25 protein-coding genes are annotated in these 26,300 nt (G+C 59.3%); 13 read left to right on the plus strand and 12 right to left on the minus strand.

The window, feature by feature from the left end; genetic code table 11:
• Window positions 1–31 precede the first annotated feature (31 nt).
• From ALQ04_RS07485 to ALQ04_RS07495, 3 genes are read left to right on the plus strand one after another with little or no spacing between them, the layout of a single operon-like run.
• Entirely contained in the window at window positions 32–655 is a 624-nt protein-coding gene (locus ALQ04_RS07485; protein WP_122315124.1) for an FMN-binding negative transcriptional regulator, read from the plus strand.
• A gap of 11 nt (window positions 656–666) precedes the next feature.
• Entirely contained in the window at window positions 667–1,113 is a 447-nt protein-coding gene (locus tag ALQ04_RS07490; protein WP_122315125.1) for a GNAT family N-acetyltransferase, read from the plus strand.
• A 16-nt stretch (window positions 1,114–1,129) separates the two neighbouring features.
• Window positions 1,130–1,801: a GNAT family N-acetyltransferase gene (locus tag ALQ04_RS07495; protein WP_122315126.1), complete on the plus strand. Its 672-nt coding sequence runs from the start codon at window positions 1,130–1,132 to the stop codon at window positions 1,799–1,801.
• Window positions 1,802–1,974: 173 nt separating this feature from the next.
• On the opposite strand, the gene oadA is transcribed toward ALQ04_RS07495, so the two are convergent.
• Together oadA and ALQ04_RS07505 are read right to left on the minus strand one after the other, a co-directional pair.
• A complete protein-coding gene (gene oadA, locus ALQ04_RS07500) occupies window positions 1,975–3,780 on the minus strand; it encodes a sodium-extruding oxaloacetate decarboxylase subunit alpha (RefSeq protein WP_122315127.1) in 1,806 nt (601 codons plus the stop codon).
• 103 nt (window positions 3,781–3,883) lie between these two features.
• Entirely contained in the window at window positions 3,884–5,299 is a 1,416-nt protein-coding gene (locus ALQ04_RS07505; RefSeq protein WP_122315204.1) for an acetyl-CoA carboxylase biotin carboxylase subunit, read from the minus strand.
• Window positions 5,300–5,521: 222 nt separating this feature from the next.
• Between ALQ04_RS07505 and ALQ04_RS07510 the strand changes: the two genes are divergently transcribed.
• The gene (locus ALQ04_RS07510; protein ID WP_183142130.1) at window positions 5,522–6,475 is read left to right on the plus strand and encodes a LysR family transcriptional regulator; all 954 of its coding nucleotides are present in this window, start codon (window positions 5,522–5,524) and stop codon (window positions 6,473–6,475) included.
• On the opposite strand, the gene ALQ04_RS07515 is transcribed toward ALQ04_RS07510, so the two are convergent.
• Complete coding sequence (locus ALQ04_RS07515; protein WP_122315128.1) at window positions 6,426–6,650, minus strand: PA3496 family putative envelope integrity protein; 225 nt, start codon at window positions 6,648–6,650, stop codon at window positions 6,426–6,428. The two genes, ALQ04_RS07510 and ALQ04_RS07515, sit on opposite strands and share 50 nt — an antisense overlap.
• Window positions 6,651–6,883: 233 nt before the next feature.
• Here ALQ04_RS07515 and ALQ04_RS07520 point away from each other — a divergent pair, with 233 nt between their 5' ends.
• Window positions 6,884–7,204 carry a hypothetical protein gene (locus tag ALQ04_RS07520; protein WP_122315129.1) on the plus strand — a complete coding sequence of 107 codons (321 nt, stop codon included), beginning with the start codon at window positions 6,884–6,886 and terminating at the stop codon, window positions 7,202–7,204.
• Window positions 7,205–7,288: 84 nt separating this feature from the next.
• Here ALQ04_RS07520 and hexR read toward each other — a convergent pair whose 3' ends face one another.
• Both hexR and ALQ04_RS07530 read right to left on the minus strand, forming a co-directional pair.
• Window positions 7,289–8,155, minus strand: coding sequence for a transcriptional regulator HexR (hexR, locus tag ALQ04_RS07525; protein ID WP_122315130.1), 867 nt, complete (start codon window positions 8,153–8,155; stop codon window positions 7,289–7,291).
• 171 nt (window positions 8,156–8,326) lie between these two features.
• Entirely contained in the window at window positions 8,327–10,819 is a 2,493-nt protein-coding gene (locus ALQ04_RS07530) for a bifunctional diguanylate cyclase/phosphodiesterase (RefSeq protein ID WP_122315131.1), read from the minus strand.
• A gap of 234 nt (window positions 10,820–11,053) precedes the next feature.
• Here ALQ04_RS07530 and uvrD point away from each other — a divergent pair, with 234 nt between their 5' ends.
• The 3 genes from uvrD (at window position 11,054) to ALQ04_RS07545 (ending at window position 14,928) form a co-directional block, all read left to right on the plus strand.
• Window positions 11,054–13,237 (plus strand): DNA helicase II, encoded by a 2,184-nt coding sequence (gene uvrD / locus ALQ04_RS07535; RefSeq protein ID WP_122315132.1) that lies wholly within the window; start codon window positions 11,054–11,056, stop codon window positions 13,235–13,237.
• A 213-nt stretch (window positions 13,238–13,450) separates the two neighbouring features.
• Window positions 13,451–14,293 (plus strand): Tim44 domain-containing protein, encoded by an 843-nt coding sequence (locus ALQ04_RS07540; RefSeq protein WP_122315133.1) that lies wholly within the window; start codon window positions 13,451–13,453, stop codon window positions 14,291–14,293.
• A 227-nt stretch (window positions 14,294–14,520) separates the two neighbouring features.
• Window positions 14,521–14,928, plus strand: a complete 408-nt coding sequence (locus ALQ04_RS07545) for an SMI1/KNR4 family protein (protein WP_122315134.1) — start codon at window positions 14,521–14,523, stop codon at window positions 14,926–14,928.
• A 28-nt stretch (window positions 14,929–14,956) separates the two neighbouring features.
• Here ALQ04_RS07545 and ALQ04_RS07550 read toward each other — a convergent pair whose 3' ends face one another.
• Window positions 14,957–16,723, minus strand: a complete 1,767-nt coding sequence (locus ALQ04_RS07550; protein ID WP_122315135.1) for a cation:proton antiporter — start codon at window positions 16,721–16,723, stop codon at window positions 14,957–14,959.
• A gap of 309 nt (window positions 16,724–17,032) precedes the next feature.
• Here ALQ04_RS07550 and ALQ04_RS07560 point away from each other — a divergent pair, with 309 nt between their 5' ends.
• Window positions 17,033–17,518 (plus strand): acyl-CoA thioesterase, encoded by a 486-nt coding sequence (locus ALQ04_RS07560; RefSeq protein ID WP_122315137.1) that lies wholly within the window; start codon window positions 17,033–17,035, stop codon window positions 17,516–17,518.
• A 65-nt stretch (window positions 17,519–17,583) separates the two neighbouring features.
• Here the strand turns inward: ALQ04_RS07560 and pdxY are convergent, their stop codons facing one another.
• Complete coding sequence (gene pdxY / locus ALQ04_RS07565; protein ID WP_122315138.1) at window positions 17,584–18,450, minus strand: pyridoxal kinase PdxY; 867 nt, start codon at window positions 18,448–18,450, stop codon at window positions 17,584–17,586.
• Between the two features lie 114 nt (window positions 18,451–18,564).
• Between pdxY and ALQ04_RS07570 the strand changes: the two genes are divergently transcribed.
• Window positions 18,565–18,957, plus strand: a complete 393-nt coding sequence (locus ALQ04_RS07570; protein WP_122315139.1) for a DUF3301 domain-containing protein — start codon at window positions 18,565–18,567, stop codon at window positions 18,955–18,957.
• A 1-nt stretch (window position 18,958) separates the two neighbouring features.
• On the opposite strand, the gene ALQ04_RS07575 is transcribed toward ALQ04_RS07570, so the two are convergent.
• Complete coding sequence (locus tag ALQ04_RS07575; protein WP_122315140.1) at window positions 18,959–19,930, minus strand: GTP-binding protein; 972 nt, start codon at window positions 19,928–19,930, stop codon at window positions 18,959–18,961.
• 54 nt (window positions 19,931–19,984) lie between these two features.
• On the opposite strand from ALQ04_RS07575, the gene ALQ04_RS07580 reads away from it, so the two are divergent.
• On the plus strand, window positions 19,985–20,347 hold the full coding sequence (locus ALQ04_RS07580) for an NADH:ubiquinone oxidoreductase (RefSeq protein ID WP_122315141.1): 363 nt from the start codon (window positions 19,985–19,987) through the stop codon (window positions 20,345–20,347).
• Here ALQ04_RS07580 and ALQ04_RS07585 read toward each other — a convergent pair.
• Window positions 20,344–20,994 (minus strand): DUF1826 domain-containing protein, encoded by a 651-nt coding sequence (locus ALQ04_RS07585; RefSeq protein ID WP_122315142.1) that lies wholly within the window; start codon window positions 20,992–20,994, stop codon window positions 20,344–20,346. The genes ALQ04_RS07580 and ALQ04_RS07585 overlap by 4 nt on opposite strands.
• The gene (zigA, locus tag ALQ04_RS07590) at window positions 20,994–22,202 is read right to left on the minus strand and encodes a zinc metallochaperone GTPase ZigA (protein ID WP_122315206.1); all 1,209 of its coding nucleotides are present in this window, start codon (window positions 22,200–22,202) and stop codon (window positions 20,994–20,996) included. The genes ALQ04_RS07585 and zigA overlap by 1 nt, the downstream gene beginning before the upstream one ends.
• Before the next feature lie 212 nt (window positions 22,203–22,414).
• Between zigA and ALQ04_RS07595 the strand changes: the two genes are divergently transcribed.
• Complete coding sequence (locus ALQ04_RS07595; RefSeq protein WP_409077240.1) at window positions 22,415–22,747, plus strand: glutamine synthetase; 333 nt, start codon at window positions 22,415–22,417, stop codon at window positions 22,745–22,747.
• A 6-nt stretch (window positions 22,748–22,753) separates the two neighbouring features.
• Here ALQ04_RS07595 and ALQ04_RS07600 read toward each other — a convergent pair whose 3' ends face one another.
• Both ALQ04_RS07600 and ALQ04_RS07605 read right to left on the minus strand, forming a co-directional pair.
• A complete protein-coding gene (locus ALQ04_RS07600; protein ID WP_122315144.1) occupies window positions 22,754–23,980 on the minus strand; it encodes an N-acetylmuramoyl-L-alanine amidase in 1,227 nt (408 codons plus the stop codon).
• 187 nt (window positions 23,981–24,167) lie between these two features.
• Window positions 24,168–24,689, minus strand: coding sequence for a DUF3617 domain-containing protein (locus ALQ04_RS07605; protein ID WP_122315145.1), 522 nt, complete (start codon window positions 24,687–24,689; stop codon window positions 24,168–24,170).
• Between the two features lie 171 nt (window positions 24,690–24,860).
• Here ALQ04_RS07605 and cls point away from each other — a divergent pair, with 171 nt between their 5' ends.
• Window positions 24,861–26,300 carry a cardiolipin synthase gene (gene cls, locus ALQ04_RS07610; RefSeq protein ID WP_122315146.1) on the plus strand — a complete coding sequence of 480 codons (1,440 nt, stop codon included), beginning with the start codon at window positions 24,861–24,863 and terminating at the stop codon, window positions 26,298–26,300.

Raw genomic sequence — 26,300 nt, forward strand, 5'->3', positions numbered from 1 at the left:
TAGGATTTACCCATTCACCAAGGGAATTGCCATGTACACACCCAAAGCTTTCAGCGAGACCGACACTCAGGAGTTGCATGAATGGATCGAACAGAGCCGTCTGGCGATTCTCGTCACCCAAGGTGAACACGGCTTGCAGGCCTCTCATCTGCCGCTGCTGCTACGTCGGGACCAGGGCACTGAAGGCACGCTTTACGGGCATCTGGCCAAGGCCAACCCGCAATGGCGCGAACTCGCCAACCAGACCGAAGCCATGGTGATCTTTCCCGGCGGCGATGCCTATGTGAGCCCGTCCTTCTACCCGAGCAAGGCCGAGCACGAGAAAGTCGTACCGACCTGGAATTACCAGGCGGTTCACGCTTATGGCCAGGCGCAGGTGTTCACCGATCCCCAGCGCCTGCTGCAACTGGTGGCCAGCCTGACCGACAAACATGAATCACGCCGTGCCCGGCCGTGGTCCGTGAGCGACGCACCGGCCGATTACATCGAAAAGATGCTGGGCGCGATTGTCGGTTTCGCCCTGCCCATCGGAAGACTGCAGGGCAAACGCAAACTCAGCCAGAACCGCAGCGCCGAGGATATTGCAGGCGTACGCGAGGGCCTGGCTGCCAGCCATGATCCGCAAGACCAGGCAATCGCTCGCTTGATGAGCTGAAGGAGAACCCCATGACCACTGTTCAAATCCGTCCCGTGACTGCCGACGATCACGGCGCATGGCTGCCGTTGTGGCAGGCCTACCTGCGGTTCTACAAGACCGCACTGGCCGAAGGCGTCAGCGAGGTGACCTGGCAGCGCATCCTCGACCCGAGCGAGCCTACCCATGCGGCATTGGCCTGGCAGGATGGCAAGGCGGTGGGCATGGTGCATTTCATCTACCATCGCTCCAACTGGAGTATCAGGAACGCCTGTTACCTGCAGGACCTGATCGTGACTGCCGAACAGCGCGGCAGCGGCATTGGCAGGCAACTGATCGAGCATGTCTACGCTACTGCCAGGGCCGACGATTGTGACAAGGTGCACTGGCTGACCCACGAAACCAATGCAACGGCCATTCAGCTCTATGAGCGTATCGCCGAGCGCGGCGGCTACATTCAATTTCGCAAGGCCCTTTGAGGCTGGAAGTCTGCTCATGTCCGACACCTCGCTGCACTGGCAACATGCAACACTTCCCGGCGACAAGACTCTGGATGGCCGTTTCATCCGCCTGGAAAAACTCGACCCGGCTCGCCACGGCAATGATCTGTGGCTAGTTCTTCAAGGGCCGGATGCCGATCGGAAACTATGGGATTACCTGCCTTACGGCCCTTTCAGCGAGCGGCAGGATTTCGATGCCTGGCTGGCGCGGCATGCAGCAGACACCGATCCATGGTTCTACAGCGTGGTCGATCAGGCTACCGGCGCGACTCAAGGTGTGATCAGCCTGATGTCCATCGTCGCCGCCCACGGCCGGATCGAGATAGGCCATGTGACCTTCGGCGCGGCCATGCAACGCACACCCAAAGGCACCGAGGCGATCTATTTGCTGGCGCGGGAGGCCTTTGCCCTGGGCAACCGTCGACTGGAATGGAAGTGCAACGCCAACAATGCCCGCTCCAGGCGCGCTGCAGATCGCTTTGGTTTCAGCCAGGAAGGCGTCTTCCGCCAGCATATGGTGGTCAAGGGCGTGAACCGGGACACCGCGTGGTATTCCATTCTGGACAGTGAATGGCCAGCACTGCAAAAGGCTTTCGAGAGCTGGCTGGCTGTGGATAACTTCCGGGACGGGCAACAGCTGAAGACACTGGAGGCGTTTCGCGGCTGATCTGCCAGCCATAAAAAAGGGGAGCCACATGTGCTCCCCCGAGGAAAATCGTTCAGCAGACCAGAAACCGGTGGCACCGGATTTATCCGGGAAGACGGCGCTCAAGACGCTACATCTTTCACTGGATGAACCGGCCCCTCGCGAATGAGTTCGCTCCTACCGGGGCCGAATATTTATTCGATCTCGACCAGAATCTCGCCCGGGTTGACCCGGTCGCCCTTGGCAACATGAATGGCGACCACCTTGCCGGCGATGGACGCCTGGACTTCGGTTTCCATCTTCATCGCTTCGGTAATCAGCACAGCCTGACCGGCCTTGACCGTATCGCCTTCCTTGACCAGCACATCGACGATGTTGCCAGGCATGGTGGTGCTGACATGACCTGGTGCATGGGCTTGCTGGCGTTTGCTGGCGCCGCCGCCGACGAACTCGTTGAGCGGCTCGAACACCACTTCTTCCGGCATGCCATCGATGGACAGATAGAAGTGACGCTTGCCCTCGGCCTTGACCCCGACACCGGTGATATCCACCCGATAGGTTTCGCCGTGCACGTCGATCACGAACTCGGTCGGCACCCCTTCTCCGCTCGCCCGGCTGACGCTGCCCGCTTCCGGGATCGGCAACAGTTCTTCAGGTTTCAGGGTGCCCGCCGCACGCTCCTCAAGGAACTTGCGCCCGATGTCCGGGAACATGGCGAAGGTCAGCACGTCTTCTTCGGATTGCGCGAGGTCGCCGACGTCAGCCCGCAGCTTGGTCATTTCCGGCTTGAGCAGATCAGCCGGGCGCACATCGATCAGTTCCTCGTTGCCGATGGCCTGGCGACGCAGCTTTTCATCCACATCACCCGGCGCCTTGCCATAGCCGCCTTGCAGGTACAGCTTCACTTCATTGGTGATGGTCTTGTAACGCTCGCCGGCCAGGACGTTGAAGAACGCCTGAGTGCCGACGATCTGTGAAGTCGGGGTCACCAGCGGTGGATAACCCAGGTCCTTGCGCACCCGCGGGATCTCGGCCAGCACTTCGCTCATGCGGCTGAGTGCGCCCTGCTCCTTGAGCTGGTTGGCCAGGTTGGAAATCATCCCGCCCGGCACCTGATTGACCTGCACGCGGGTGTCCACGGCGGTGAATTCGCTCTCGAACTGGTGGTACTTCTTGCGCACGGCATAGAAGTACAGGCCGATTTCCTGCAACAGCTCCAGATCCAGGCCAGTGTCGAACTCGCTGCCCTTGAGCGCCGCGACCATGGATTCGGTCCCAGGATGGCTGGTGCCCCAGGCGAAGCTGGAGATTGCCGTGTCGATATGATCGGCACCGTTTTCGACCGCCTTGAGCTGACACATGGCCGCCAGGCCGGCGGTGTCATGGGAATGGATAAACACCGGCAGCGACTGCTCGGCCTTCAGGGCCTTGACCAGTTCGCCAGTGGCGTAAGGCGTCAGCAAGCCAGCCATGTCCTTGATCGCCACCGAGTCGCAACCCATGGCTTCCATCTGCCGGGCCTGCTCCACGAATGCGTCGATGGTGTGTACCGGGCTGGTGGTGTAGGCAATGGTGCCCTGAGCATGTTTGCCAGCCTTTTTCACCGCTTCGATGGCGACGCGCAGGTTACGCACATCGTTCATGGCATCGAAGATACGGAAGACGTCGATCCCGTTTTCCGCCGCCTTGGCGACGAAGGCCTGCACCACGTCATCACTGTAATGGCGATAACCCAGCAGGTTCTGGCCACGCAGCAGCATTTGCAGGCGGGTATTGGGCAAGGCCGCACGCAACTGGCGCAGGCGCTCCCACGGGTCTTCCTTGAGAAAACGCACGCAGGCATCGAAGGTCGCGCCGCCCCACATTTCCAGCGACCAGTAGCCAACCTTGTCGAGCTTGTCGCAGATCGGCAGCATGTCTTCGGTACGCATGCGAGTGGCCAGAAGCGACTGATGTGCATCACGCAGGATTGTGTCGGTGACAAAGATCTTCTTCGGCATTTTTTATCTCCTCATAGCAGCAAGCTTCAAGCTACAAGCGGCAAGTAAAAAGCGAGTCTGCTTTTACTTGTAGCTTTGCGCTTGCAGCTTGCCGCTGAAACTTTCATAAGCCCGCGTGGGCAGCGATGGCGGCAGCGATGGCCAGGGCCAGCTCTTCAGGTTTGCGCTTGATCGAGTAGTTGGTCAGTTCAGGATGGCTTTCAACGAAGCTGGTATTGAACCGGCCACTGCGGAACTCGGGGTTGCGCAGGATTTCCTGATAATAGGCAGCCGTGGTCTTCACGCCCTGCAGCCGCATGTCATCCAGCGCACGCAGGCCGCGGTCCATCGCCTCTTCCCAGGTCAGCGCCCAGACAATCAGTTTCAGGCACATCGAGTCGTAGTACGGCGGGATCGTGTAGCCGGTGTAAATCGCCGTATCGGTGCGCACCCCAGGCCCGCCGGGCGCGTAATAACGGGTGATCTTGCCGAAACTGGGCAGGAAGTTGTTCTTCGGATCCTCGGCATTGATCCGGAATTGCAGGGCGAAACCGCGGTGAATGATGTCTTCCTGCTTGATCGACAGCGCAAGGCCGGACGCGATGCGGATCTGCTCGCGAACGATATCGATGCCGGTGATTTCTTCGGTGATGGTGTGCTCCACCTGCACCCGGGTATTCATCTCCATGAAGTACACCTCGCCATCGGCGAGCAGGAACTCCACAGTCCCGGCATTCTCGTAACCCACCGCCTTGGCGGCACGCACCGACAGGTCGCCGATATAGGCGCGCTGCTCAGGCGTCAGTTGCGGGCTGGGGGCGATTTCGATCAGCTTCTGGTTGCGGCGCTGGATGGAACAGTCACGCTCGAACAGATGCACCACATTGCCAAAGCTGTCGCCGAGAATCTGCGCCTCGATGTGCTTGGGATTGACGATGCACTTTTCCAGGAAGACTTCTGCCGAACCGAACGCCTTGGTGGCTTCGGAAATCACTCGCGGAAACGCCTGCTCCAGCTCTTCGCGACTGTTGCAGCGGCGAATGCCACGCCCACCACCACCGGAAGTCGCCTTGAGCATCACCGGGTACCCGATGCGGTCGCCTTCCAGCAACGCCTCATGAATGTCCGCAACGTTGCCTTCGGTGCCCGGCGTGACCGGTACGCCGGCCTTGATCATGCTGCGCCGCGCTTCGGTCTTGTCGCCCATGCGGCGGATGACCTCGGCAGACGGGCCGATGAATTTCACGCCGCGCTCGGCACAGATTTCCGCCAGCTCGGCGTTTTCCGAGAGGAAGCCGTAACCGGGATGCAATGCATCGCATCCGGTTTCCACCGCCAGGTTCACCAGCTTGCGCGGGTTCAGGTAACCGGCTAGAGGTTCAGCGCCAATGCTATAGGCTTCGTCGGCACGTTTGACATGCAATGCATGACGGTCGGCGTCCGAAAAGATCGCTACCGAGCGGATGCCCATCTCGGCGCATGCACGCACGATCCGAACGGCGATCTCTCCACGGTTGGCGATCAGGATTTTTGTTATCACTGGCATTTCCTCGACCATAAGGACTATCGAACCGGCACGGCCGGTCGGCGCAAGGCCGCATGACGCAGTGTAGTTACTGACTTTTTGTAACTGCGTATGTGGCCCGATGACGCAGGGACACCCTATGCCCGATCAGTGATTAATAAAAATGAGTAAAAATTGGGATAGATATAAGCAAAAGCTTATAGTCAGCACTTCAGCTATTGGCCGGAGTTTTTGATAATGCGTAAGTCATTGATGCGTATGACATTACGGCAGCTACGGATCTTCAATGAGGTGTGCGACCTGCGCTCCTACAGCCGCGCTGCCGAGGAAATGTCACTCACCCAGCCAGCTGTCAGCCTGCAGATCCGCCAGCTTGAAGAGCTGATCGGCCAGCCATTGTTCGAGTATGTCGGCAAGAAGCTGTACCTGACCGAAGCCGCCGAAGCGTTGCAACTGGCCAGCCGCGACATCTTTGGCCGGCTGGAAAACCTGGATATGCAGCTTTCCGATATGCAGGGCTCGCTTCAGGGCCAGTTGAAACTGGCGATAGAGTCGAGCTGCAAATACTTCATCCCGCACCTGTTCGCCGCCTTCAAGCGCCAGCATCCGGAAGTCATCCTGAACCTGACCGTGGTAAACCGCGCCCTGGTCATCCGGCGTCTGTCGGATAACCGCGACGATCTGGTGGTGATGTCGATGGTGCCGCAGGACATGGGCCTGGAGTTCCTGCCGTTTCTCAACAACCCGATTGTCGCGGTCGCGCCCGCGGAGCATCCGTTGTGCGCCCATGAACAATTGAGCCTGAAAGACCTGGAGCCCTGGCCGTTGCTGATTCGCGAAGCCGGATCGGGAACCCGAAAAGCCTGTGAGGAATACTTCAAGGAAAAGCGCGTGCACTTCACCCAGACTCAGGAAGTGTCATCCAGCGAGGCCCAGCGCGAATGCGTGGTCGCCGGACTCGGCCTGGCGGTAATGACCCGCCACGCAGTCAGCATGGAACTCGCCACCGGCACCCTCAAGGAGCTGCCGGTGGCCGAGTTGCCGCTCTATCGTAGCTGGTGCGTGGTACAAGCCAGGGATAAACGCCTGTCTCCCGTCGCTCACGCCTTCCTTGCGTTCATTCGCACCGAGCGTGCGCAGATCAGCCAGCTGGTCGAGCGTTTCGACGGACGTCCGCGGACGGCTGGTTAGCCTGCCAATGGTTATTGGCGGTTATGCCATCCATGTAATCGCAGAGATCCTGATTGAGTTGACGCGCCTCACAGTAGCTTTCAATCGCACGCCGAAACTCCATGCGACGCTGATCTTCCTGCTGACGGCGAGTCTTGACGGCGCTGTTGGGTAAGTCATCGTAATGCCGGGCCATGTCCTGTCTCCCAATTACGTTGCGGGAGTACAGACTGACGCCAGGGCATGACGATCAGGCGGCGAATGCATGACAACTTGATGAAGGTTGGCGCAGATCGACCAGCCGCAAAAAAGATCTGAAAAAATAAATATGTATTGTTCTACAGAGGTTTTTTGCGGAGATAGTAGCCCTGCAGGACGCAACAACAAACGAAACAAGACAACTACTTAAACAAGTCAAGGAAGACAAAAATGAGCATTCAAAACAAAGACTGGAACGCACACCTGAACACCATGCCTGGCACCGAAGGTCCAAAACTCGTGGTTTCCGGCGTCGTTACCGTACCTACCAGCGTCACTGAAGCCACTCTGGTTCTGAGCCCGCGTCAGGACAAGTCGCTCGGCCTGAGGCTGGATCTGCACATGGAAGACAAAGGCATCGGCCTCCCTGCGCTGACAGACAAAACTGTCTCGTACTCGCAGCCAGCAGCGGGCTATGACGTTACCCACGTAACGATCTACTACAAAGAAGAAAAACTGGCTGTGATCGACAAGATCGAAGTCGTTAGCTGATAGCAACCTGCAAGGTTCTTCTCAGTGGCTCCCGTCATTTACCCTCGCGGTATCTGGCGGGAGTTTTTGTATCTGCCGGAACAATCAATCTTCGTGGGTTTTCACCGACTTGGGCGATAGCCGCAGGCTGCGCAGACTGCGCTTGACGCTCTTGAGGTGGTTGACCAGGCTCGGACCGCGCGCCATGGCAACACCCATCGCCAGCACATCGATCACCACCAGATGCGCGATACGCGAGGTCAGCGGGGTATAGATTTCGGTGTCTTCATGCACATCGATTGCCAGATTGACCGACGACAGCTCGGCCAATGGCGTCTGGCTCGGGCATAGCGTGATCAGCGTTGCGCCGCTTTCACGCACCAGATTCGCCGAAATCAGCAAATCCTTGGAACGGCCAGACTGGGAAATGCACACTGCAACATCGGTGGGCTTCAAGGTCACCGCCGACATCGCCTGCATGTGCGGATCGGAATAGGCCGCAGCGCTCAGCAGCAGGCGAAAGAACTTGTGCTGGGCATCGGCCGCTACAGCACCCGAAGCTCCAAAACCATAGAACTCGACCCGATTGGCACCCGCCATGGCGGTCACAGCCAGTTGCAGCGCATGCGGATCGAGATTCTCGCGAACTTCCATCAGGGTGTGCAGCGTGGTGTCGAAAATCTTCAGGCTGTAGTCGGCAACCGAATCGTCTTCGTGAATTGCGAACTGCCCGAAACTGGCTCCGGCTGCCAGGCTTTGCGCCAGCTTGAGCTTCAGATCCTGAAAACCCGTGCAACCGATGGCGCGACAGAAACGCACGATGGTCGGCTCACTGATCCCGACGCTATGCGCAAGGTCAGCCATGGAACTGTGCATCACAGCCGCAGGGTCGAGCAGCACATGGTCGGCTACCTTGAGCTCCGACTTGCGCAGCAGATTACGTGACTGGGCGATGTGTTGCAGCAGATTCAAGAGGCAGACTCGTTAGTGATGCGGTTGGCGGGGTTGTAGCTTTCTTGTAGTTATACTACATGACCTGCGAGCCGCCCAGTTAAACGAGCCAGGAACGTCATACACAAGCCTTTGAATGACAGATCTCTCTTTTTTGTGGGAATAATCCTACATTCGAGAGCGTGATCGACTTCAGCGGGCCAGACCCAGCATGTCAGCCATCCGTGACGCCTCGATCGGCCGGCTGATCAGATAGCCCTGAACCTCATCGCAGCCATGCGCCTTGAGAAACTCCAGTTGCTTCTCGTTCTCGACACCTTCGGCCACCACCTTGAGCCCCAGACTATGGGCCATCGAGATGATTGCCTGAATGATTGCCGCATCTTCCGTACCGTCATCCAGGCCGCGGATGAACGCCTGGTCGATTTTCACGTAATCGACCGGGAAGCGTTTCAGATAGCTCAGGGAAGAATAGCCGGTGCCAAAGTCATCGATGGCCAATTTCACCCCCAGCTCGCGCAACTGCTGGAAGGTCGAGATGATGTGTTCAACGCTGTCGAGCAGCTGGCTTTCGGTCAGTTCCAGCTCCAGCAGCGACGGCGCCAGCCCCGTTTCATCCAGCACCTGGCGGACCAGGCTGACCAGCTTGCCCTGACGCAACTGGTGCACCGAGAGGTTGACCGACACGCGGATCGGCTCAAGCCCCTGACGCTGCCATTCACACGCCTGCCAACAGGCCTGACGCAGCACGAACTCACCAATCTCACCAATCAGCCCGGTTTCTTCGGCCAGACCGATGAACTCGCCCGGCGGCACCATGCCGCGAGTCGGGTGGCTCCAGCGAACCAGAGCTTCAGCCGCATCCAGACGACCATTTTCCAGAAGCATCTTGGGTTGATAGAAAACCTGTAGCTGATGCTCTTCGATGGCCTTGCGCAGCTGGATTTCCAGTTGCAGGCGTTCCAGCGTGCTGGCCCGCAGGCTTTCAGTGAAGAACTGGAAGTTGTTGCCGCCCAGGTGCTTGGCATGCTGCATCGCCATATTGGCCTGGCTTACCAGTGCCGAGACTTCGCGGGCAGAGTCCGGCAGCAGGCTGATCCCCACCGAAGCGCTGATGACCAGATCGTGGCCTGCCACCGACAAGGGCGTGCGCAGCTTGCTCAGCAAACGGCTGGTGACCCGCGCCAGACTGGAAAGGTTGGCGTAGGCATCGAACAGTACCGCGAACTCATCGCCGGACAGGCGCGCAATGGTGTCGGCCTCGGGCATGGCGCTGACCAGACGGCGCGCAACGTGCTTGAGCAACTGGTCCGCCACTTCATGCCCCAGACTCTCGTTGAGCAGCTTGAAACGATCCAGGTTGATATGCAGCAGCGCCAGGCTTCGCCCGCCCTGACGTACCCGCAGGTTGGCTTCACGCAGGCGCTCCTTGAACTGCGAGCGGTTGGCCAGGCCGGTCAACTCATCGAAATGCGTGAGGTAGCGCATGCGCTCCTCGGACTCGCGACGGGCGGACAAATCGGTGAATAAACCGACGATATGGCTGACATTGCCGGTGATATCGTGGACAACGTTCATATGTAGCCATTGCGGATACAGCTCGCCGTTCTTCCGCGCTTCCACCAGTTCGCCCTGCCAGCTTCCAGTCTGCTCCAGCGCATAGTGAATCGCCTGGAAGTGACGACGGGCATCGCGGCTGCTGGCGATGTCCATGACCTTGCGACCGACCACATCTTCGGGCACATAGCCGGTCACTCGGGAGAAAGCCTGGTTGATGGTCAGAATCCGGTAATCCGGGTCGAAAATCACGATGCTTTCGCTGACCGCATCGAAGACCTTCTCGGCCAGACGCGGCGGGCTTCTGCTCAAGGCCAGATTGGCCACTTCCAGCTCCAGCGTACGCTGGGCAACGCGCTCCTCAAGCCCGGTCTGCGCCTCGCGCAGGCTGCGCTCGGCATGCCGCCGCTGTTCGACTTCCCGGGCCAGGCTTTCATTGAGTTCGTCGCCGGTGGCACGCGCCTGCTGCAAATGCTCGATCAAGGCCTGATTCTGAAAGCGCTGCAACAGGCTGCGCAGGATCAGGCGATTGATCTGCCAGGCGACCACGATCAGGGCACACAGCAGAATCAGGCCGAGCCAGCCCCAGCCGCGCAAGGGCACCCCGCCGCCCAGGAACAGATAAATGATCGGCGGCACAAGGCAGGACAGGCTGAACGTCAGAAAGGCCGTCATGCTGACGGCATAGGCCACGCTGGCACACAGCGTCGCGCCGCCGATCATGCCGAACACCCAGGCCTGCTGCTCGAAACTGTCGACAGGCACCAGCGCCATGGCCGCACAGGCCAGCGTCAGACCACTGACCGCAGCGCCCAGCAGAAACATCCGGCGCCAGACCGGTTGCGCCTGACGCTCGGCAGAAGCCGCCCGAAACGCAGCAACCTGCATAACCCGCAGGCCCACCAGCACCGTCAGCCAGACCAGCCAGATACTCACCAGCACATAACGTTCAGGGCTCCAGAGCAATCCCGCACAGACCAGTCCACTGATGAACATGAACAAGGTAGGCAACAGCGATCCCTGATAAAGCAGGCGCGTGCGCTCGACCACTAACCGGGTCGCGAATTTGTTGCGAATGCCTCGCCGGCTGGTGTCAGAAGCATCGTGGGCGCTGAAGCTGAAAGGCATGGCAGATTTCTTGTATTTGATAAGGCCTTGACGTATGTCGAGCATACACAAGCGCTCGTCCAGACCAAACTGCCACCACCATAAAACTGTGACAATCACGGCATTTCTGCACAACTCAGGCACGCCTGGCGTTACCAACTGCCTGGCATGACCGATCGTCAGCCCCGGCGACTTTTTATTACCCATGACAAAGCATGGTTTGCCCGCCATGACGCAGCACCCTAGAATGCGTCGATGCGCGATGATCTCTCTCTTCTTCTCAATTCCCTCAACGATGCCCAGCGTCAGGCCGTAGCTGCCTCCCTGGGTCGTCAGTTGGTCCTGGCCGGCGCTGGTTCCGGCAAAACCCGTGTGCTGGTGCATCGCATCGCATGGCTGATGCAGGTCGAGCAAGCCTCCCCGCATTCGGTCCTGTCGGTGACGTTCACCAACAAAGCCGCAGCCGAGATGCGACATCGCATCGAGCAATTGATGGGCATCAGCCCGGCAGGCATGTGGGTCGGCACCTTCCACGGCCTGGCGCATCGCCTGTTGCGGGCACACTGGCAGGAAGCGGGGCTGGTGCAGACCTTCCAGATTCTGGACAGCGACGACCAGCAGCGGCTGGTCAAGCGGGTGATCCGCGAGCTGGGTCTGGACGAACAGCGCTGGCCGGCCCGTCAGGCGCAATGGTTCATCAATGGCCAGAAAGACGAAGGCCTGCGCCCTAAACATATTCAGGCCGGCGGCGATCTGTTCCTCGGCACCATGAAATCGATCTACGAAGCCTATGAAGCCGCCTGCCAGCGCGCCGGCGTCATCGACTTCTCCGAGCTGCTGCTGCGCGCCCTGGACCTGTGGCGCGATCATCCCGGCCTGCTGGCGCACTATCAGCGGCGCTTCCGGCATGTGCTGGTCGACGAATTCCAGGACACCAACGCCGTGCAGTACGCCTGGTTGCGGCTGCTGGCACAGGGCGGCGACAGCCTGATGGTGGTCGGCGATGACGATCAGTCGATTTATGGCTGGCGTGGCGCGAAGATCGAGAACATTCATCAGTATTCGTCGGACTTCCCGGATACCGAAGTCATCCGCCTGGAGCAGAACTACCGCTCGACGGCCAGCATCCTCAAGGCTGCCAACGGCTTGATCGTCAACAACAGCGGTCGCCTGGGCAAGGAACTGTGGACCGACGTCGGCGATGGCGAACTGATCAATCTGTATGCCGCCTTCAACGAACACGACGAAGCGCGCTACGTGGTCGAAACCATCGAAAGCGCCCTGAAAACCGGCCTGTCACGCAACGATATCGCCATTCTCTATCGCTCCAACGCCCAGTCGCGGGTGCTGGAAGAGGCCTTGCTGCGCGAGCGCATTCCTTACCGCATCTATGGCGGCCAGCGCTTCTTCGAGCGTGCCGAGATCAAGAACGCCATGGCTTACCTGCGCCTGCTCGAAGGCCGTGGCAACGATGCCGCTTTGGAGCGGGTGATCAACGTACCGGCTCGCGGCATCGGCGAGAAGACCGTCGAGGCAATCCGCGAGCATGCCCGCCACAGCGATGTATCGATGTGGGAAGCGATGCGCCTGTTGGTCGCCAACAAGGGCCTGACCGGTCGGGCAGCCGGAGCCTTGAACACCTTTATCGAGCTGATCGAAAACCTCGCGGCCAAGGTCATGGACATGCCCTTGCACCTGATGACCCAGACGGTCATCGAGCAGTCGGGGCTGATCGACTACCACCAGCAGGAAAAAGGCGAAAAAGGCCAGGCGCGGGTGGAAAACCTTGAGGAGCTGGTCAGCGCTGCGCGCAACTTCGAGAACAGCGACGATGACGAAGACCTGACGCCGCTGGCCGCCTTCATCGGCCATGCCTCGCTGGAAGCCGGCGACACCCAGGCCCAGGAGCACGAAGACAGCATCCAGCTCATGACCCTGCACAGCGCCAAGGGCCTGGAATTCCCTTACGTGTTCCTGGTGGGCATGGAAGAAGGGCTGTTCCCGCACAAGATGAGCCTGGAAGAACCCGGCCGTCTGGAAGAGGAACGTCGCCTGGCTTACGTCGGCATCACCCGCGCCATGCAACAGCTGGTGATGACCTACGCCGAAACCCGTCGCCTGTATGGCAGCGAAACCTACAACAAGGTGTCGCGTTTCGTTCGCGAGATTCCGCCGACCCTGATCCAGGAAGTGCGCCTGTCCAATAGCGTCAGTCGTCCTTTCGGCGGAACCCAGAAGGTCAACAACAGCAGCCTGTTCACAGGCACCGGCATCCCCGAAACCCAGTTCACCCTGGGCCAGCATGTACAGCATGCCGTATTCGGTGAAGGCGTGATCCTCAACTTCGAGGGCTCCGGTGCCCAGGCCAGGGTGCAGGTCAACTTCGCCGAAGGCAGCAAGTGGCTGATGATGGGTTATGCGAAGCTGGTGCCGATCTGAGATGACTGTGCAGGAGCGCCCGCGACTGGCTGCGTAACAGTCGTAAATTTGCTGCGCGACAGCGGGGCGGCGGAGGCTCCTACAGAGTTCATACACGATTTGGTTTGGTTTCCTACAGACCCCGTGCAAAAGTCCGAAACATTAACGCACTAGCCATCGGCTGGTCGCATGTGCAACATGACGCGCGTGCACTCAAACAACGGGAATACCCTTATGCAACGTTTTCTAAGCATGGCTATGGCGCTGTGCATCGGACTCACCATGAGTCTGGATGTGAACGCCGCACGTTTTGGTGGCGGCAAAAGCATGGGCTCGGCACCGTCTCACCAGGCACGCCAGGCAGCCCCTTCCACTCCAGCGGCAGCGCCTAACGCTGCCGGTCGTCCGGCAGCTGCTGCCAGCGGCGCTTCGCGCTGGTTAGGCCCATTGGCCGGTATCGCTGCCGGTGGCCTGCTGGCTGCAATGTTCATGGGTGATGGCTTCAACGGCCTGCAAATCTTCGACATCCTGATCATGGGCCTGATCGCCTTCCTGATCTTCCGCTTCATTGCGCGTCGTCGTCAGCAGCAACAGCCGAAAATGGCCGGTGCCGGTGCTCCGTACCAGCGTGAAAACAGCCAGCCAGCGCAGAACCCGATCTTCGGTAGCGCTTCGTCGGCTCCAGCAGCTCCGGTTATCAACGCTCCGGCCTGGTTCAATGAAGAACGCTTCCTTGAAGCCGCTCGCAACCACTTCCAGTCGCTGCAGCAGCACTGGGATGCGAACGAGATGGACAAGATCGCCGAGTTCGTTACTCCACAGATGCTGCAGTTCCTGAAAAAGGAACGTGCCGATCTGGGCGATGCTTTCCAGTCGACCTACATCGACAATCTGCAGGTGCAACTGGAAGGCGTGGATGATCGCGCTGATAAAACCATCGCGACCCTGACCTTCTCGGGCGTGTCCAAGACCTCGCGCTTTGATCAGGGCGAAGTCTTCAGCGAAAGCTGGAACATGGAACGTGCCCCGGGCGAAAACCAGCCTTGGCTGGTAGCCGGTATTCGCCAGAACGGCTGATCCCGATACAGCACCCGCAGCATCGAAACCCCGGACTCGTTCCGGGGTTTTTTATTTTGGTCGCCCGGGACTAACAAAAGACGGTCTGAAAGGTCCCACGCTTGAAGTTAATTGAAAGGCGGCCTATCGGGATTTTTCGTACAGAGCCTATCCGATCGGGTAGTTATTTTGAGAAAAGCTTTAGGCTACTGTATAACCCGCGCCATCAAGCTTAGAGGACCCATGTCGTGGAAGAAGTCATCGAACAACTGCGTGAACAAAACGAACCGGTTCCGGTTCCACTCGAACTGCCGGATGAAGACCAGCTAGTCGAGATCGAGGAACAGCTGTTTATCAATATTCCTTACGTCTTCAAGGAATTTCTTCTGACCGTCAGCGACGTCGTGTATGGCAGCTTCGAGCCGGTCACCGTTACCGATCCGCAGTCACACACCTATCTGCCGGAGGTCGCCGCGACCGCCTGGGATCTGGGCGTGCCGCGTGAACTGATTCCGATCTGCCAGAGCGGCGACGACTATTACTGTGTGGAAGAAGACGGCACTGTCGTGTTTTGGTCCGGCGAAGAAGAGCTGGTCACCGAAGAGAACTGGGAATCGGTCTGGCACTGGGCCAGGGATGTCTGGCTGGAAAGCTGAGACACCCCGCTAGCAGGTATCGCCGGGCTCAATGCCCGGACGACTCCTGATTGTTGTTGCCCAGGGTTTCCAGCAAGGCAATCTGCATCCGCGTATGCACACGAATGAACCAGCGCCACAGCAGCGCCGCCACAACTGCCGCAATCAGCACGATCACCAGCAATAGCTCGCTGGTCGGCAGAATGCTCGCCGACAGGGCCGCCAACAGAAGAAAGATCACCACCAGCGACAGCAGCGGAATCACTTCAGCCACCACCTTGCGCACCCGCACCGTATGACGGCCCGCCATCTCCGGCTTCACGCCCATCTCCGCCAGCAGCATCGACAGCGCCTTGAGCTTGCGGTACGCCGCAATCAGGAACGGTAGCGACAGCAGTAATGCCGCGCCGCAGATCCAGGCTTTCTGCTGACCAACGTCACCGACCCATTCGCTTATGTAGGTGCCAATGCGTTCGGCGAAATAACCGCCACTGAAGAAGATCGCGATCACCAACGCCAGGTTGACGCCGACCTGCAGCAAGATCCGCCGGATCATCGAAGCCAGTACCGCGCCCTGCCCTTGCGGCTGGATGCTGCGCAACCATTCGCCATACATGCCGAACACCCGCGCCATGCGCCGCGGCACCACAGCCGCCAGTTTGAGCGACAGCGGGTCAGCGGCACGGATCAGGTACGGCGTGAGCAGCGTGGTAATCGCCGAGACAGCCACCGCCACCGGATACAGGAAGTCACTGGTGACCTGCAGGGTCATGCCCAACGCCGCGATGATGAAGGAAAACTCGCCAATCTGGGACAGACCCATGCCGACCCGTAGCGAGGTGCGGCCATCGTTGCCGGCAATGAAAGCCCCCAGCCCGCAGGACACCATCTTGCCCAGCACCACAGCAACGGTAATCAACGCGATCGGCCAGGCGTATTCAAGCAGGACCCTGGGGTCGATCATCAGGCCAATGGCGACAAAGAAGATCGCACTGAACATGTCGCGAACAGGCTCGATCAGACCCTCGATTTTCACCAGTTGCCGCGATTCGGCCATGATCGCACCGATCAGGAACGCGCCCAGCACCATGCTGTATTCCAGTTTCACGACCAACAGACAGAAACCGAAACACAGACCCAGTACCGTGATCAGGAGCATTTCGTTGCTTTCAAACTTCGCCACGTAAGACAGCAGCCGCGGCACCAGCAGGATGCCGATCACCAGGGCCACGATCATGAACAACGACAGCTTGCCGACCGTGGAAAAGACCTCTCCCGAACTGACCGAGCCACTGACCGCGATGCCCGACAGCAAGGCAATGATGCCAATCCCCAGAATGTCTTCGACGATCAGCACGCCAAAGATCAGTTGGGCAAAATGCTGATTCTTCATCTTCAGGTCATTGAGGGCCTTGACGATGATGGTGGTCGAGGAAATTGCCAGGATCGCGCCGAGGAACAGCGAGTCCATGGTTTTCCAGCCAAAGAACTGGCCAATCTCGTAGCCGATCCAGATCATCAGGGTAATTTCGAGAAAGGCCGCGATGAACGCCGTGGCGCCGACCTTGAACAGCTTGCGCAGGCTGAACTCCAGCCCCAGGCAGAACATCAGGAAGATCACCCCCAGTTCGGCGAGGGTCTTGATCGTGCCTTCATCGTGAATCAGCCCAACGGGCGGCGTGTGCGGGCCGATGATGAAGCCGGCCACGATATAGCCCAGTACCACCGGCTGTTTGAGGCGATGGAAGAGAATGGTCACCACACCCGCCACCAGCATGATCACTGCCAAATCCTGGATAAAATTGACGGCATGCATGGGTGTGGCTCCTTATGAATAAATGATGCATTCCTCTTCCAGGTCGCCAGCGAAGCTGAAAATTCGGAAGTTACATCAGGAAAACGTGACTAAAAACGTCAGAAAAAACCCGATCCACGGGTTTTGGGAGAGTAACACTGCACCCGGCACGAGAAAGCCGGTGCAATATATGGAAACAGATCGGTTACAAGGCGTGACGGCTGCACATCGGCCAGCGTCCCGATAACTGTCGTTGCAGGAATTGAACCGCCCTCGTGAGCGCCAGCATAAGGCGCCACTCATGATGACCTTGAACCGTGTGAGTACGCTATGGAACCCGGAAACGCCCAGCTGTCGATGACTGTATTGATGACCCCGGACATGGCCAACTTCTCTGGCAATGTGCATGGCGGTACGTTGCTCAAGTATCTGGATGAAGTCGCCTACGCCTGCGCCAGCCGTTATGCCGGTCGCTACGTGGTGACGCTGTCCGTGGACCAGGTGATTTTCCGCGAACCGGTTCACGTCGGTGAACTGGTGACCTTTCTGGCTTCGGTGAACTACACCGGCAATACCTCGATGGAGGTCGGCATCAAGGTGGTGACCGAGAACATCCGCGAGCGCTCGGTACGCCATACCAACAGTTGCTTCTTCACCATGGTCGCGGTGGACGACAACCGCAAGCCGGCCAGCGTGCCGCCGCTGGAACCGGAAACCGCCGACGAGAAACGCCGCTTTATCCAGGGCCGCCAACGCCGCCAGATCCGCCAGGAACTGGAAAAGCGTTATCAGGAAATCAAGGAAGAAGCCCTCTAGACACTACCCGCCAGGAGCGAATTCATTCGCGAATGAATTGGCTCCTGGCGCTGCAGGCAAGCCTGTTACAAACGTACCGCCTCGAACCGCACCCGCGGATGGGCAATCCGGTCCTGGGCGCGTACCAGCTCCAGCTCGTAGCTGCCACAGGCCTGGGTTTCCAGCAGCACTTCGTGAACCGCCGCAGCGGTGAACTCGAAAGCCCCGACCAGATCGTCGCCCAGTAACACCCGCGCCAGGAACAGGCCGGAGGTCAGATCACCAACGCCCACCGGCTGACGCGGGAAGGCCAGCAGCGGACGGCGCAGGTGCCAGCTGGCATCGGCGGTGACCAGCAGCATTTCAAAACCATCGGCAGCCTTGCCGGGATAATCCAGATGCTTGACCAGCACCGCCTTCGGGCCGCGTGCCAGTAACGCGCGCGCCATGGCCAGGCAATCGCTCAGGGATTCGGGCTTGCGACCGGCAAAGCTGTCCAGTTCAAGCTGGTTCGGGCACATGAAATCCGCCACGGCGGCCGCTTCTTCGAGCAGAAAATCGCTGACCTCGGCTGGCACGATACAGCCTTTCTCGGGATGCCCCATCACCGGATCGCACAAGTACAGCGCCTTGGGATTGGCCGCCTTGATGCGCGCCACGCCGGTCAGAATCGCCCGCCCCTGCGCCGCGCTGCCCAGATAACCGGAAAGCACGGCATCACAGTTGCCCAGCTCGCCAATTGCCGCGATCCCTTCGATCAGCGCCGGGATCTGCTGGGGAGCCAGCACTTCGCCCGTCCATTGCTTGTATTGGGTGTGATTGGAGAACTGAACGGTATTGAGCGGCCAGACATTGACCCCGATACGCTGCATCGGGAACACCGCTGCCCCATTGCCTGCGTGGCCGAACACCACGTGGGACTGGATGGCGAGCAAGTGAGGTGTACGTTTCATTGGAGGATCCTGAACACGATGCAAGTGCAGTAATAAGAAATTTAAGTCGCGCAGTATGGCTGTAAATCACTTGGGGCAGTTAAGCTGGAGGCTCCTTTGTTGGAGCACTCTGCCATGCTGACCCTGGGAAACATTTTCGTGCTGATGCTGTTCGCGAGCGCGGCAGCCTGGTTGTGGCATTCCCACGGTCTGCGCGAGCGGGCACTGGAACGAGTCAAACAGCATTGCGCCCGGCTCGATCTGGAGCTGCTGGACGGCAATGTGGCCTTGCGACGCCTGACCTTTGCCCGTGATGCCCAGGGCCACAAGCGTCTGGCACGGGTTTACGGCTTCGAGTTCACGGTCACCGGCGAACAGCGCCATCCCGGCACAATCACGATGTTCGGCGCCCATTCGGCGCAGATCGAACTCGCACCCTACCCGTTTGAAATTAAAACGCCACCACCTGGCGCTGAAATCATCGAAATGAACAAGTGGCGCGAGACTCATCAACAACGCAAACAGTGACTCAGCGCACGCATTCGGCCAGTTGTGCCTGCAACAAGGTGCTGTCCTGTGGCGTTGCAAAGATCAATTCCAGACGCGAGTCCTGACGCCACTCGCTGCCCTGCCAGTCGAGACGCGAACCCTCAAGCCCGTTGGCTGAAACCCAGCCGGTCGGGCTGTGGATAACCATCTTGGCGCGGCGCCATGCAAGGTTTTCCAGCCATTGGCCAAGTTTCGCCAGATCAAACTGCCGGGACGGATGCCAGCGCCAGCCGATGCTCCAGCCTTCCGGACTTGCCTGACTCAGGCATATCGGCTCTGCCGGATCACGCCACACGGCTGGCAATTGCCCGAGACTGCGGGGCAGAACGAGGTTATCCACAGCGCTGTTATCCACAGCTCCTGCCAGCAGAAAACCTGGCAATTGCGCCAACGGCAACTGACCCTGCTCAACCCAGACCAAAGCATGCCCAGGCAATGTCTCGGCCAGCCGCGTACGTGACGCCTCGTCCATATGCTGCGACTTGTTCATCACCAGCAGACCCGCAGTGGCCAGCGCCTCCTGCTGGGTCGTCGGCAGCGGCTGGCCTGCGGCCAGGCTGATCGAATCCAGCACCATCACGCCGGGCTGTACGCTGAGCACGCTCTGCCATGGCGCTTCAGCCAGTTGAGCCATGAGTTGCGCCGGATGGCCCAGGCCCGAAGGCTCGATGAACAGTCGATCAGGTCGGGCCTTGCGCAACAGACGCCCCAGGCCGATCTGAAACGGCACGCCATTGACGCAGCACAGGCAACCGCCAGCCACTTCGCCAAGTGCGATACCATCGCCAGCCACGGTCAACAACGCAGCATCCAGACCGATCTGACCGAACTCGTTGATCAGCACCGCCCAGCGCTCATCGGCAGGTTTCTGGTCGAGCAGATGCCTGATCACACTGGTCTTGCCGGCGCCCAACGGGCCACCGATCACATGGGTCGGGATGTTTTGCAGCATCTGGGGTCGCTTCTGGAGAATGGCTTTGCAAACGAATATGAAGGAAAGGTAGCCATGCGAGCAATCCGGCCAGCCCTCATGGTACTGGCGATGATTTCAGGCCAGGCGTGGGCAGACGCGTGCCTGGTGCACAGCCAGGCCGAGCGGCTGGACGTCAAAGTCTGCCAGGAAAACATCAGTATTCCGCCAAAGATGTTCCACGACAGCTTCTGCCAGCCGCAACTGGCCGGGCAGAAAACCGAGGTGACGTTCTCGCAGAGCTGTCCGGCAGGCGCCTTTGGCATCTGCAGCAACGCGCAGGTCGCCAATATGCCCTATCGCGAGAACATCCACTATTACGGCGTGGCCAGCGACGCGCTTTACCTCAAGCCGTTCTGCGAAGGGCAAAGCAAGGGCAAGTGGCTGGCTCCAGATTAGGCCAGCCAGTCCAGAGTCAGAATCAACCGCCGCTCGTTTCGCTCAAGTTGTGGCGAACGATGCACCAGGCCCAGCCCTTCATTGCCACTCCAGCGCTCGCCCTTGAGCAAGGCCACTTCTCCGCAATGGATCTGCTGGATACGGGCCGGATCCTGCGGTTCGGCCTCGGGACGGCCGAGTTGCTTGCGGTCGATAGCGTTTTCCTTGAGCCACTGGCTGCCGATCCCGGCGTAGGTGGTGACCATCCGCACCGGCACATGATCGACGTGAAAGCGCGGACACATGGCCTTGTCCAGTGCCCGCAGGCGCAAACCGACACATTCGGCTCCCAGCAGGCACGCATAGGCGCTGACCAGCCAGGATACGTCGGCAATAAACCCGTCATAACCCTGCAAGTCGGCATAGCCCGCTGCCAGACCTTGCAGGTTGGGCTCGACATCACCGCCCTTCACTTCCAGAGTCATGGACTCTGCCAGTGGCTCGTTCAACGATAGCAGCAAGGCACCGAAATCCTCGATGTGCGCGGGCAACTGACGCTGCCAGACGGACAGGTTGACGCCGTCTTCCAGCACCAGCCCCAACACTTCTGGCGTCTCGCCCTGCACCTGACGGGCGCGGGGCTGAAATTTCATGACCGGTGCCAGCATCAGGCAGCCTCCTCGTCGAACCAGTCACCGAAAGGATCGGGCAGCAGGCGCCAGCTTTCGGCCCCCATGGCCAATTCATCATCGGTGAGCAGGCAGGCATCCAGCTCGGCGGTCAGGAGGGCGAAATCGATATTTTGCCCGATGAATACCAGTTCCTGACGGCAGTCGCCGGTTTCAGGCGACCAGTTGTCCATGATCGAACTGATGTTTTCCTGATCCTGCGGCCAGTGCGCGCGCGCCACGAAACGCCACCAGCGGCCCGCAAAGCCATGACGCATCAGGCCACCGGCCTGTGACCAGCTGCCAGCATCCTTGTATTTGCTCGCCAGCCAGAAGAAGCCCTTGGAGCGCAGCAGTTTGCCGTTGGTCCACGGGCGGTCGATAAAGCTGAAGAAGCGTTCCGGATGAAACGGACGCCGCGCCCGGTATGCCGTGGAGGCGATGCCATATTCCTCGGTTTCCGGCACGTGCTCGCCGCGCATTTCCTTGAGCCAGCCCGGCGCCTGGGACGCGCGCTCGAAGTCGAAGCGACCCGTGTTGAGAATGGTCGACAGCGGCACCTCGCCCATCACCATCGGCACAATCTCGGCATGGGCGTTGAGGCGCTTGAGGATCGCCATCAGTTCCTGGCGCTCGCTGGAGCTGATCAGATCGATCTTGCTGAGCAGGATCACGTCGGCGAACTCGATCTGCTCGATCAGCAGGTCGGTGATCGAACGATCATCATCTTCGCCCAGGGTTTCACCACGGGTCGCCAGGCTTTCGGAAGCCTGGTAATCAAGCAGGAAATTGACGCCGTCGACCACGGTCACCATGGTGTCCAGCCGCGCCAGGTCGGCCAGGCTCTTGCCGGCTTCATCGCGGAAGGTGAAGGTTTCGGCAACGGGCAAGGGTTCGGAAATGCCGGTTGATTCGATCAGCAGGTAATCGAAGCGTCCGTCCTGGGCCAGGCGACTGACTTCTTCAAGCAGGTCTTCGCGCAACGTGCAGCAGATGCAGCCGTTGCTCATCTCGATCAGCTTTTCTTCGGCACGGTTCAGGCTGACATCGCGCTGAACTTCGCCGCCATCGATGTTGATCTCGCTCATATCGTTAACGATCACCGCCACGCGCAGATCTTCGCGGTTGCGCAGCACGTAATTGAGGAGAGTACTTTTCCCGGCTCCAAGAAAACCGGACAAAACGGTAACGGGCAGACGATTCGACATCAGGATTCTCAGGCCAGGTTGCAAGGCTTGCACCTTGTTCATGTAGGCTGCATCGGGGCCTGTTATCGACACCTTGGGCAGCCAGCTCTAATCACCCGACAATGTTATAGTATAACAATGCTAAATAGCCAACCTGTTCGACAAAGGGCGTCTGCGTGAAACACATTGCACAAGGCTTGTTCAGCGTATTGATACTGGCCAGCACGCCCCTGATGGCGGCAGGTCCCCGGCCCAGCGTGGATCTGGCGACCTGCACCCGCAGCGCGAATCTGCTGGCGTGCAGCGATGCGCTGGGCAATGGCTACAGCGTCGCCACGGCCGGATCGACCACGTATTTGCGCGGCTATGAAGTCATCGGCAAGAAACGCTGGGCACAAACCAACAGTCAGTTTGCGCAACTGACGTTCTTTACCGGGCTAGCCTCGAACGGCGAAGCCTGGGTTGGCACCATCCAGCGCATCGGCTGGACCACCATCACGCGGGTTTCCAGCTCGGACGGCACGCGCAGCAAGATCACCTGCAGCCGCTTGAACGGCTGCCGCTGAGCAACTTCAGGCCTGAGCCTGCCTGTTCTGTTCCTGCACCCAGGCCATGTGCGAATCGAGCGGCGGGTTGCGCTGAAAGTAGCGCTGCAATCCCTCGAACAAACCATCGGCCACAGCCTGTTGATGACGGGCGGTGACCAGCCGCTGACTGTCGCGGCTATTGGAGATAAAACCGGTCTCGACCAGAATCGAAGGCACGTCCGGTGACTTGAGCACCGCGAATCCGGCCTGTTCCACGCGCTTCTGGTGCAGCGTGGTGATGCCTTCCAGACTGCCCAGCACGGTATGCCCCAGCTGCAGGCTGGCGGCGATGGTGGCGTTCATCGACATGTCGAGAATCACCCCCGCCAGCATCGGGTCCTTGTCCTTGAGATTGAGCAACGAGGTGGCACCCAGCAGGTCGGCGCCGTTTTCACGCTGAGCCATGAAACGCGCAGTTGCCGAGGTTGCACCGCCTTCAGACAGAGCGAACACCGAAGCGCCGGAAGCGGTCAGGCGCGGCGCAGCGTCGGCATGCACCGAGATGAACATGTCGGCCTTGGACTTGTGGGCAAACTCCACACGCTTGCGCAGTGGAACAAAGAAGTCATCGTTACGCACCAGGCGCACATCGAAACCTTTCTCGCGCTTCAAGCGCTTGGCCAGCAATTGCGCGATGGACAGCACCACGTCCTTTTCCCGTTCGCCTCGGGAGCCGACAGCACCGGGGTCCTTGCCGCCATGTCCGGCATCGACCACCACCATGATGTCGCGCTTGGGATGCGGTTTTTCGGAAGCCTGAACCGGAGGGGGCGGTGCTACTTCGGCCATCTGTACCGGTGCGCTGGCGGTGGAACTCAGATCCAGCACCAGACGATGACCCTGCCCGCCTTGCGGGCCGAGCAGAAAACTGTTGAGTTGCACTGGCGAAGTGAGGTCGAGGACGATCCGCGTGTCGTCGCCATGCCCGTAATGCCCGGAGCGGATCGACTTGATCACCGTTCGGTCCAGCGCCAACTGGCTGAAATCGCCGCTCAACCGCGAACCGCTGATATCGATGATCAAGCGGTCGGGCGCAGCCAGGGTGAAAGTCTTGTACTGCACCGGCCCGCTCAGATCGAGCACCAGCCTCAGCTTGTCATCGCTGCGCCACAGCCGGGCATTGCGGATCTGCGTGGCGTAGGCGGCCCCAACAGGCAAGGCCAGCGCCGCGCTGGCCACAAGCATATTGAGCAGGATTTGACGTCTGTGCATGGCAGGTCTCACGAAACAAGGCGAGCATCCCGGCTCATGAAAGTATCACCGCAACAATAGTAATAATATAACACCACGTTACAAGTGAAACTTTAAGCGTTACATGAAGATTGGCGCCGTCGAGAATCCTGCAATTACAGGCAGTAAGTGCATGAGCAAAAAGAAAAATGTTCCACGTGGAACGTCATCAGCTTCGTGGAGCAACTGCACCACATTGCGGCCCTAGCCAGACGGCGCGAGTATCCATGCTGCCGTTCTGTTGCTGGCCGGTTGCATTGAAGGTGCCGACCACCTTGGTGGTGAACTCGCGGTTACTGAGAAACTGTGCCTGCCCGCTACCTTGCGCCTTTGGACAACTGAACTGGAAATTCCAGGTCTGGCCGTTACGGGCGGTGATCTTCTGCGAGCAGCCAGACTTCGGATCGGTCAGCGGAATATCGTCCGACTTGACCTGCGCCTCGGTCAGGCAGAATCGCACGCCTTGCCCGCCCAGAGTGACGCCCTGTTTCTGCATCATCTGCTCCATCATTGCCCGCTGCTCGGGCGGCAGGTTTTTCAGTTGCCCCAACATCAGTTGCAGATCGGGCAGCGCCTGACCATCGACTTTCATGTTGCTTGAGGTCAGTTCCCACAAGCCCGGTTGCAGCATCTGGGCTTGGGCTACAGGTGCTGCCAGACAAAACATCAACGCCAATACACGTTTGTTCATACAAAATTCCTCATGGGACCATCACACCTGCAAGCCTGACCGAGCCGCGTCGACAAGGCAATGAGCCTTGGACGACAGAAGCCCCGGCCAGTTGCACCGCGATTAAAATAGCGACAATACACGGCGGCTGTGGTCTGTTATAGGCGCAAAGGTGAGGAGCATTGTTTACGTATGGATTTTCATAGCCCGTATTTCTTTGGCTACGTCCTGGCTTTCATCCATCTGTTAGGTACAGGTGCTGCCATCCATGCACTGCTGACCGTGCGTACCGCGCAAGGCGCAATTGCCTGGGCGATGTCGTTATTGTTCATTCCTTACTTCACCCTGATTCCCTATCTGGTATTCGGCCGCAGTTCGTTCGGTGCCTACATCAAGGCGCGGCGCGATGCCAACCATGAAATGCGCAACGCTATCGCCAACCTCAACTGGCGACCCTGGATCGAAGAGGCTGTCGCCGCGCGCCGTTCCGATGCCTATGCTTCGCTACGCGCAATGCCCAGGCTCGGGCGCATGCCGGCGCTGGCCAACAACCAGGTCAAACTGCTGATCAATGGCCAGGCGAGCTTCGATGCCATGTTCGCCGCCATCGAGCAGGCCCGACAAACCATCCTCGTGCAATTCTTCATCATTCACGACGATGAGCTGGGGCGCCGTCTGCAAACCCTGTTATTGAAAAAGGCCGCCGAAGGCGTAGAGATATTTGTGCTCTATGACCGGATCGGCAGCCATGCCCTGCCCGCTTCCTACAGCGATCAGTTGCGCGCTGGCGGCGTGCGGATCAAAGCCTTTGCGACCCATGGCGGCTGGCTCAATCGCTTTCAGATCAACTTCCGCAATCACCGCAAGATAGTGGTGGTCGATGGCGAGAAAGGTTATCTGGGCGGCCACAATGTCGGCGATGAATACCTTGGACTCAAGCCACCCTTGTCGCCGTGGCGCGACACCCATGTGCAAGTCATAGGTCCGGTAGTTGCCTGCTTGCAGGAGTCGTTTGCCGAAGACTGGTTCTGGGCTACCCGCGAGCTGCCGCCCATGAACCTGCCCGAGTCATTCCCGGAACAGGGTGTGCTCTGCCAGTTACTGGCCAGCGGCCCGGCCGATGCGCAGGAAACCTGCTCGCTGTTCTTTGTCGAAGCCATCCACGCCGCGACGGAAAGGGTGTGGATTACCAGCCCTTATTTCATCCCCGACGAAGCCGTCTCGGCAGCCTTGCGCCTGGCAGTGCTGCGCGGTGTCGATGTGCGCCTGCTGTTGCCCTCACGTCCCGACCATTACGTGGTGTACGCCGCCTCCAGCCTGTTCGCTTTCGATGCGGTGCAGGTCGGCGTCAGGGTGTTCCGCTACAAGCCCGGCTTCCTGCACCAGAAGGTGGTGCTGGTGGACAACGAAATCACTGCCATCGGCAGTGCCAACCTGGACAACCGCTCGTTCCGGCTGAATTTCGAGTTGATGCTACTGACCGTCGACACCGATTTCGCCCGTGAAGTTGAAGCCATGCTGACTGCCGACTTCGATCTGAGCCATGAGATTTCCCTGCAGGAAAGCCGGGAAACCCGCCACTTGCAGCAACTGGGCATGCGCGTGGCGCGGTTGATTTCACCGATCCTGTAA

Source organism: Pseudomonas cichorii (genome assembly GCF_003700275.1).
Taxonomy (GTDB): Bacteria; Pseudomonadota; Gammaproteobacteria; order Pseudomonadales; family Pseudomonadaceae; genus Aquipseudomonas; species Aquipseudomonas cichorii_B.

Coding starts and splice junctions, on each gene's coding strand:
- pdxY (WP_122315138.1), bottom strand. CDS start 18,450: ATGAAACGTACACCTCACTTGCTCGCCATCCAGTCCCACGTGGTGTTC.
- oadA (WP_122315127.1), bottom strand. CDS start 3,780: ATGCCGAAGAAGATCTTTGTCACCGACACAATCCTGCGTGATGCACAT.
- ALQ04_RS07550 (WP_122315135.1), bottom strand. CDS start 16,723: ATGCATGCCGTCAATTTTATCCAGGATTTGGCAGTGATCATGCTGGTG.
- ALQ04_RS07510 (WP_183142130.1), top strand. CDS start 5,522: ATGCGTAAGTCATTGATGCGTATGACATTACGGCAGCTACGGATCTTC.
- zigA (WP_122315206.1), bottom strand. CDS start 22,202: ATGTCGAATCGTCTGCCCGTTACCGTTTTGTCCGGTTTTCTTGGAGCC.
- ALQ04_RS07520 (WP_122315129.1), top strand. CDS start 6,884: ATGAGCATTCAAAACAAAGACTGGAACGCACACCTGAACACCATGCCT.
- ALQ04_RS07560 (WP_122315137.1), top strand. CDS start 17,033: ATGGAACCCGGAAACGCCCAGCTGTCGATGACTGTATTGATGACCCCG.
- ALQ04_RS07595 (WP_409077240.1), top strand. CDS start 22,415: ATGGCGGCAGGTCCCCGGCCCAGCGTGGATCTGGCGACCTGCACCCGC.
- ALQ04_RS07580 (WP_122315141.1), top strand. CDS start 19,985: ATGCGAGCAATCCGGCCAGCCCTCATGGTACTGGCGATGATTTCAGGC.
- uvrD (WP_122315132.1), top strand. CDS start 11,054: ATGCGCGATGATCTCTCTCTTCTTCTCAATTCCCTCAACGATGCCCAG.
- cls (WP_122315146.1), top strand. CDS start 24,861: ATGGATTTTCATAGCCCGTATTTCTTTGGCTACGTCCTGGCTTTCATC.
- ALQ04_RS07530 (WP_122315131.1), bottom strand. CDS start 10,819: ATGCCTTTCAGCTTCAGCGCCCACGATGCTTCTGACACCAGCCGGCGA.
- ALQ04_RS07585 (WP_122315142.1), bottom strand. CDS start 20,994: ATGCTGGCACCGGTCATGAAATTTCAGCCCCGCGCCCGTCAGGTGCAG.
- ALQ04_RS07515 (WP_122315128.1), bottom strand. CDS start 6,650: ATGGCCCGGCATTACGATGACTTACCCAACAGCGCCGTCAAGACTCGC.
- ALQ04_RS07490 (WP_122315125.1), top strand. CDS start 667: ATGACCACTGTTCAAATCCGTCCCGTGACTGCCGACGATCACGGCGCA.
- ALQ04_RS07605 (WP_122315145.1), bottom strand. CDS start 24,689: ATGAACAAACGTGTATTGGCGTTGATGTTTTGTCTGGCAGCACCTGTA.
- ALQ04_RS07575 (WP_122315140.1), bottom strand. CDS start 19,930: ATGCTGCAAAACATCCCGACCCATGTGATCGGTGGCCCGTTGGGCGCC.
- ALQ04_RS07540 (WP_122315133.1), top strand. CDS start 13,451: ATGCAACGTTTTCTAAGCATGGCTATGGCGCTGTGCATCGGACTCACC.
- ALQ04_RS07485 (WP_122315124.1), top strand. CDS start 32: ATGTACACACCCAAAGCTTTCAGCGAGACCGACACTCAGGAGTTGCAT.
- ALQ04_RS07495 (WP_122315126.1), top strand. CDS start 1,130: ATGTCCGACACCTCGCTGCACTGGCAACATGCAACACTTCCCGGCGAC.
- ALQ04_RS07570 (WP_122315139.1), top strand. CDS start 18,565: ATGCTGACCCTGGGAAACATTTTCGTGCTGATGCTGTTCGCGAGCGCG.
- ALQ04_RS07600 (WP_122315144.1), bottom strand. CDS start 23,980: ATGCACAGACGTCAAATCCTGCTCAATATGCTTGTGGCCAGCGCGGCG.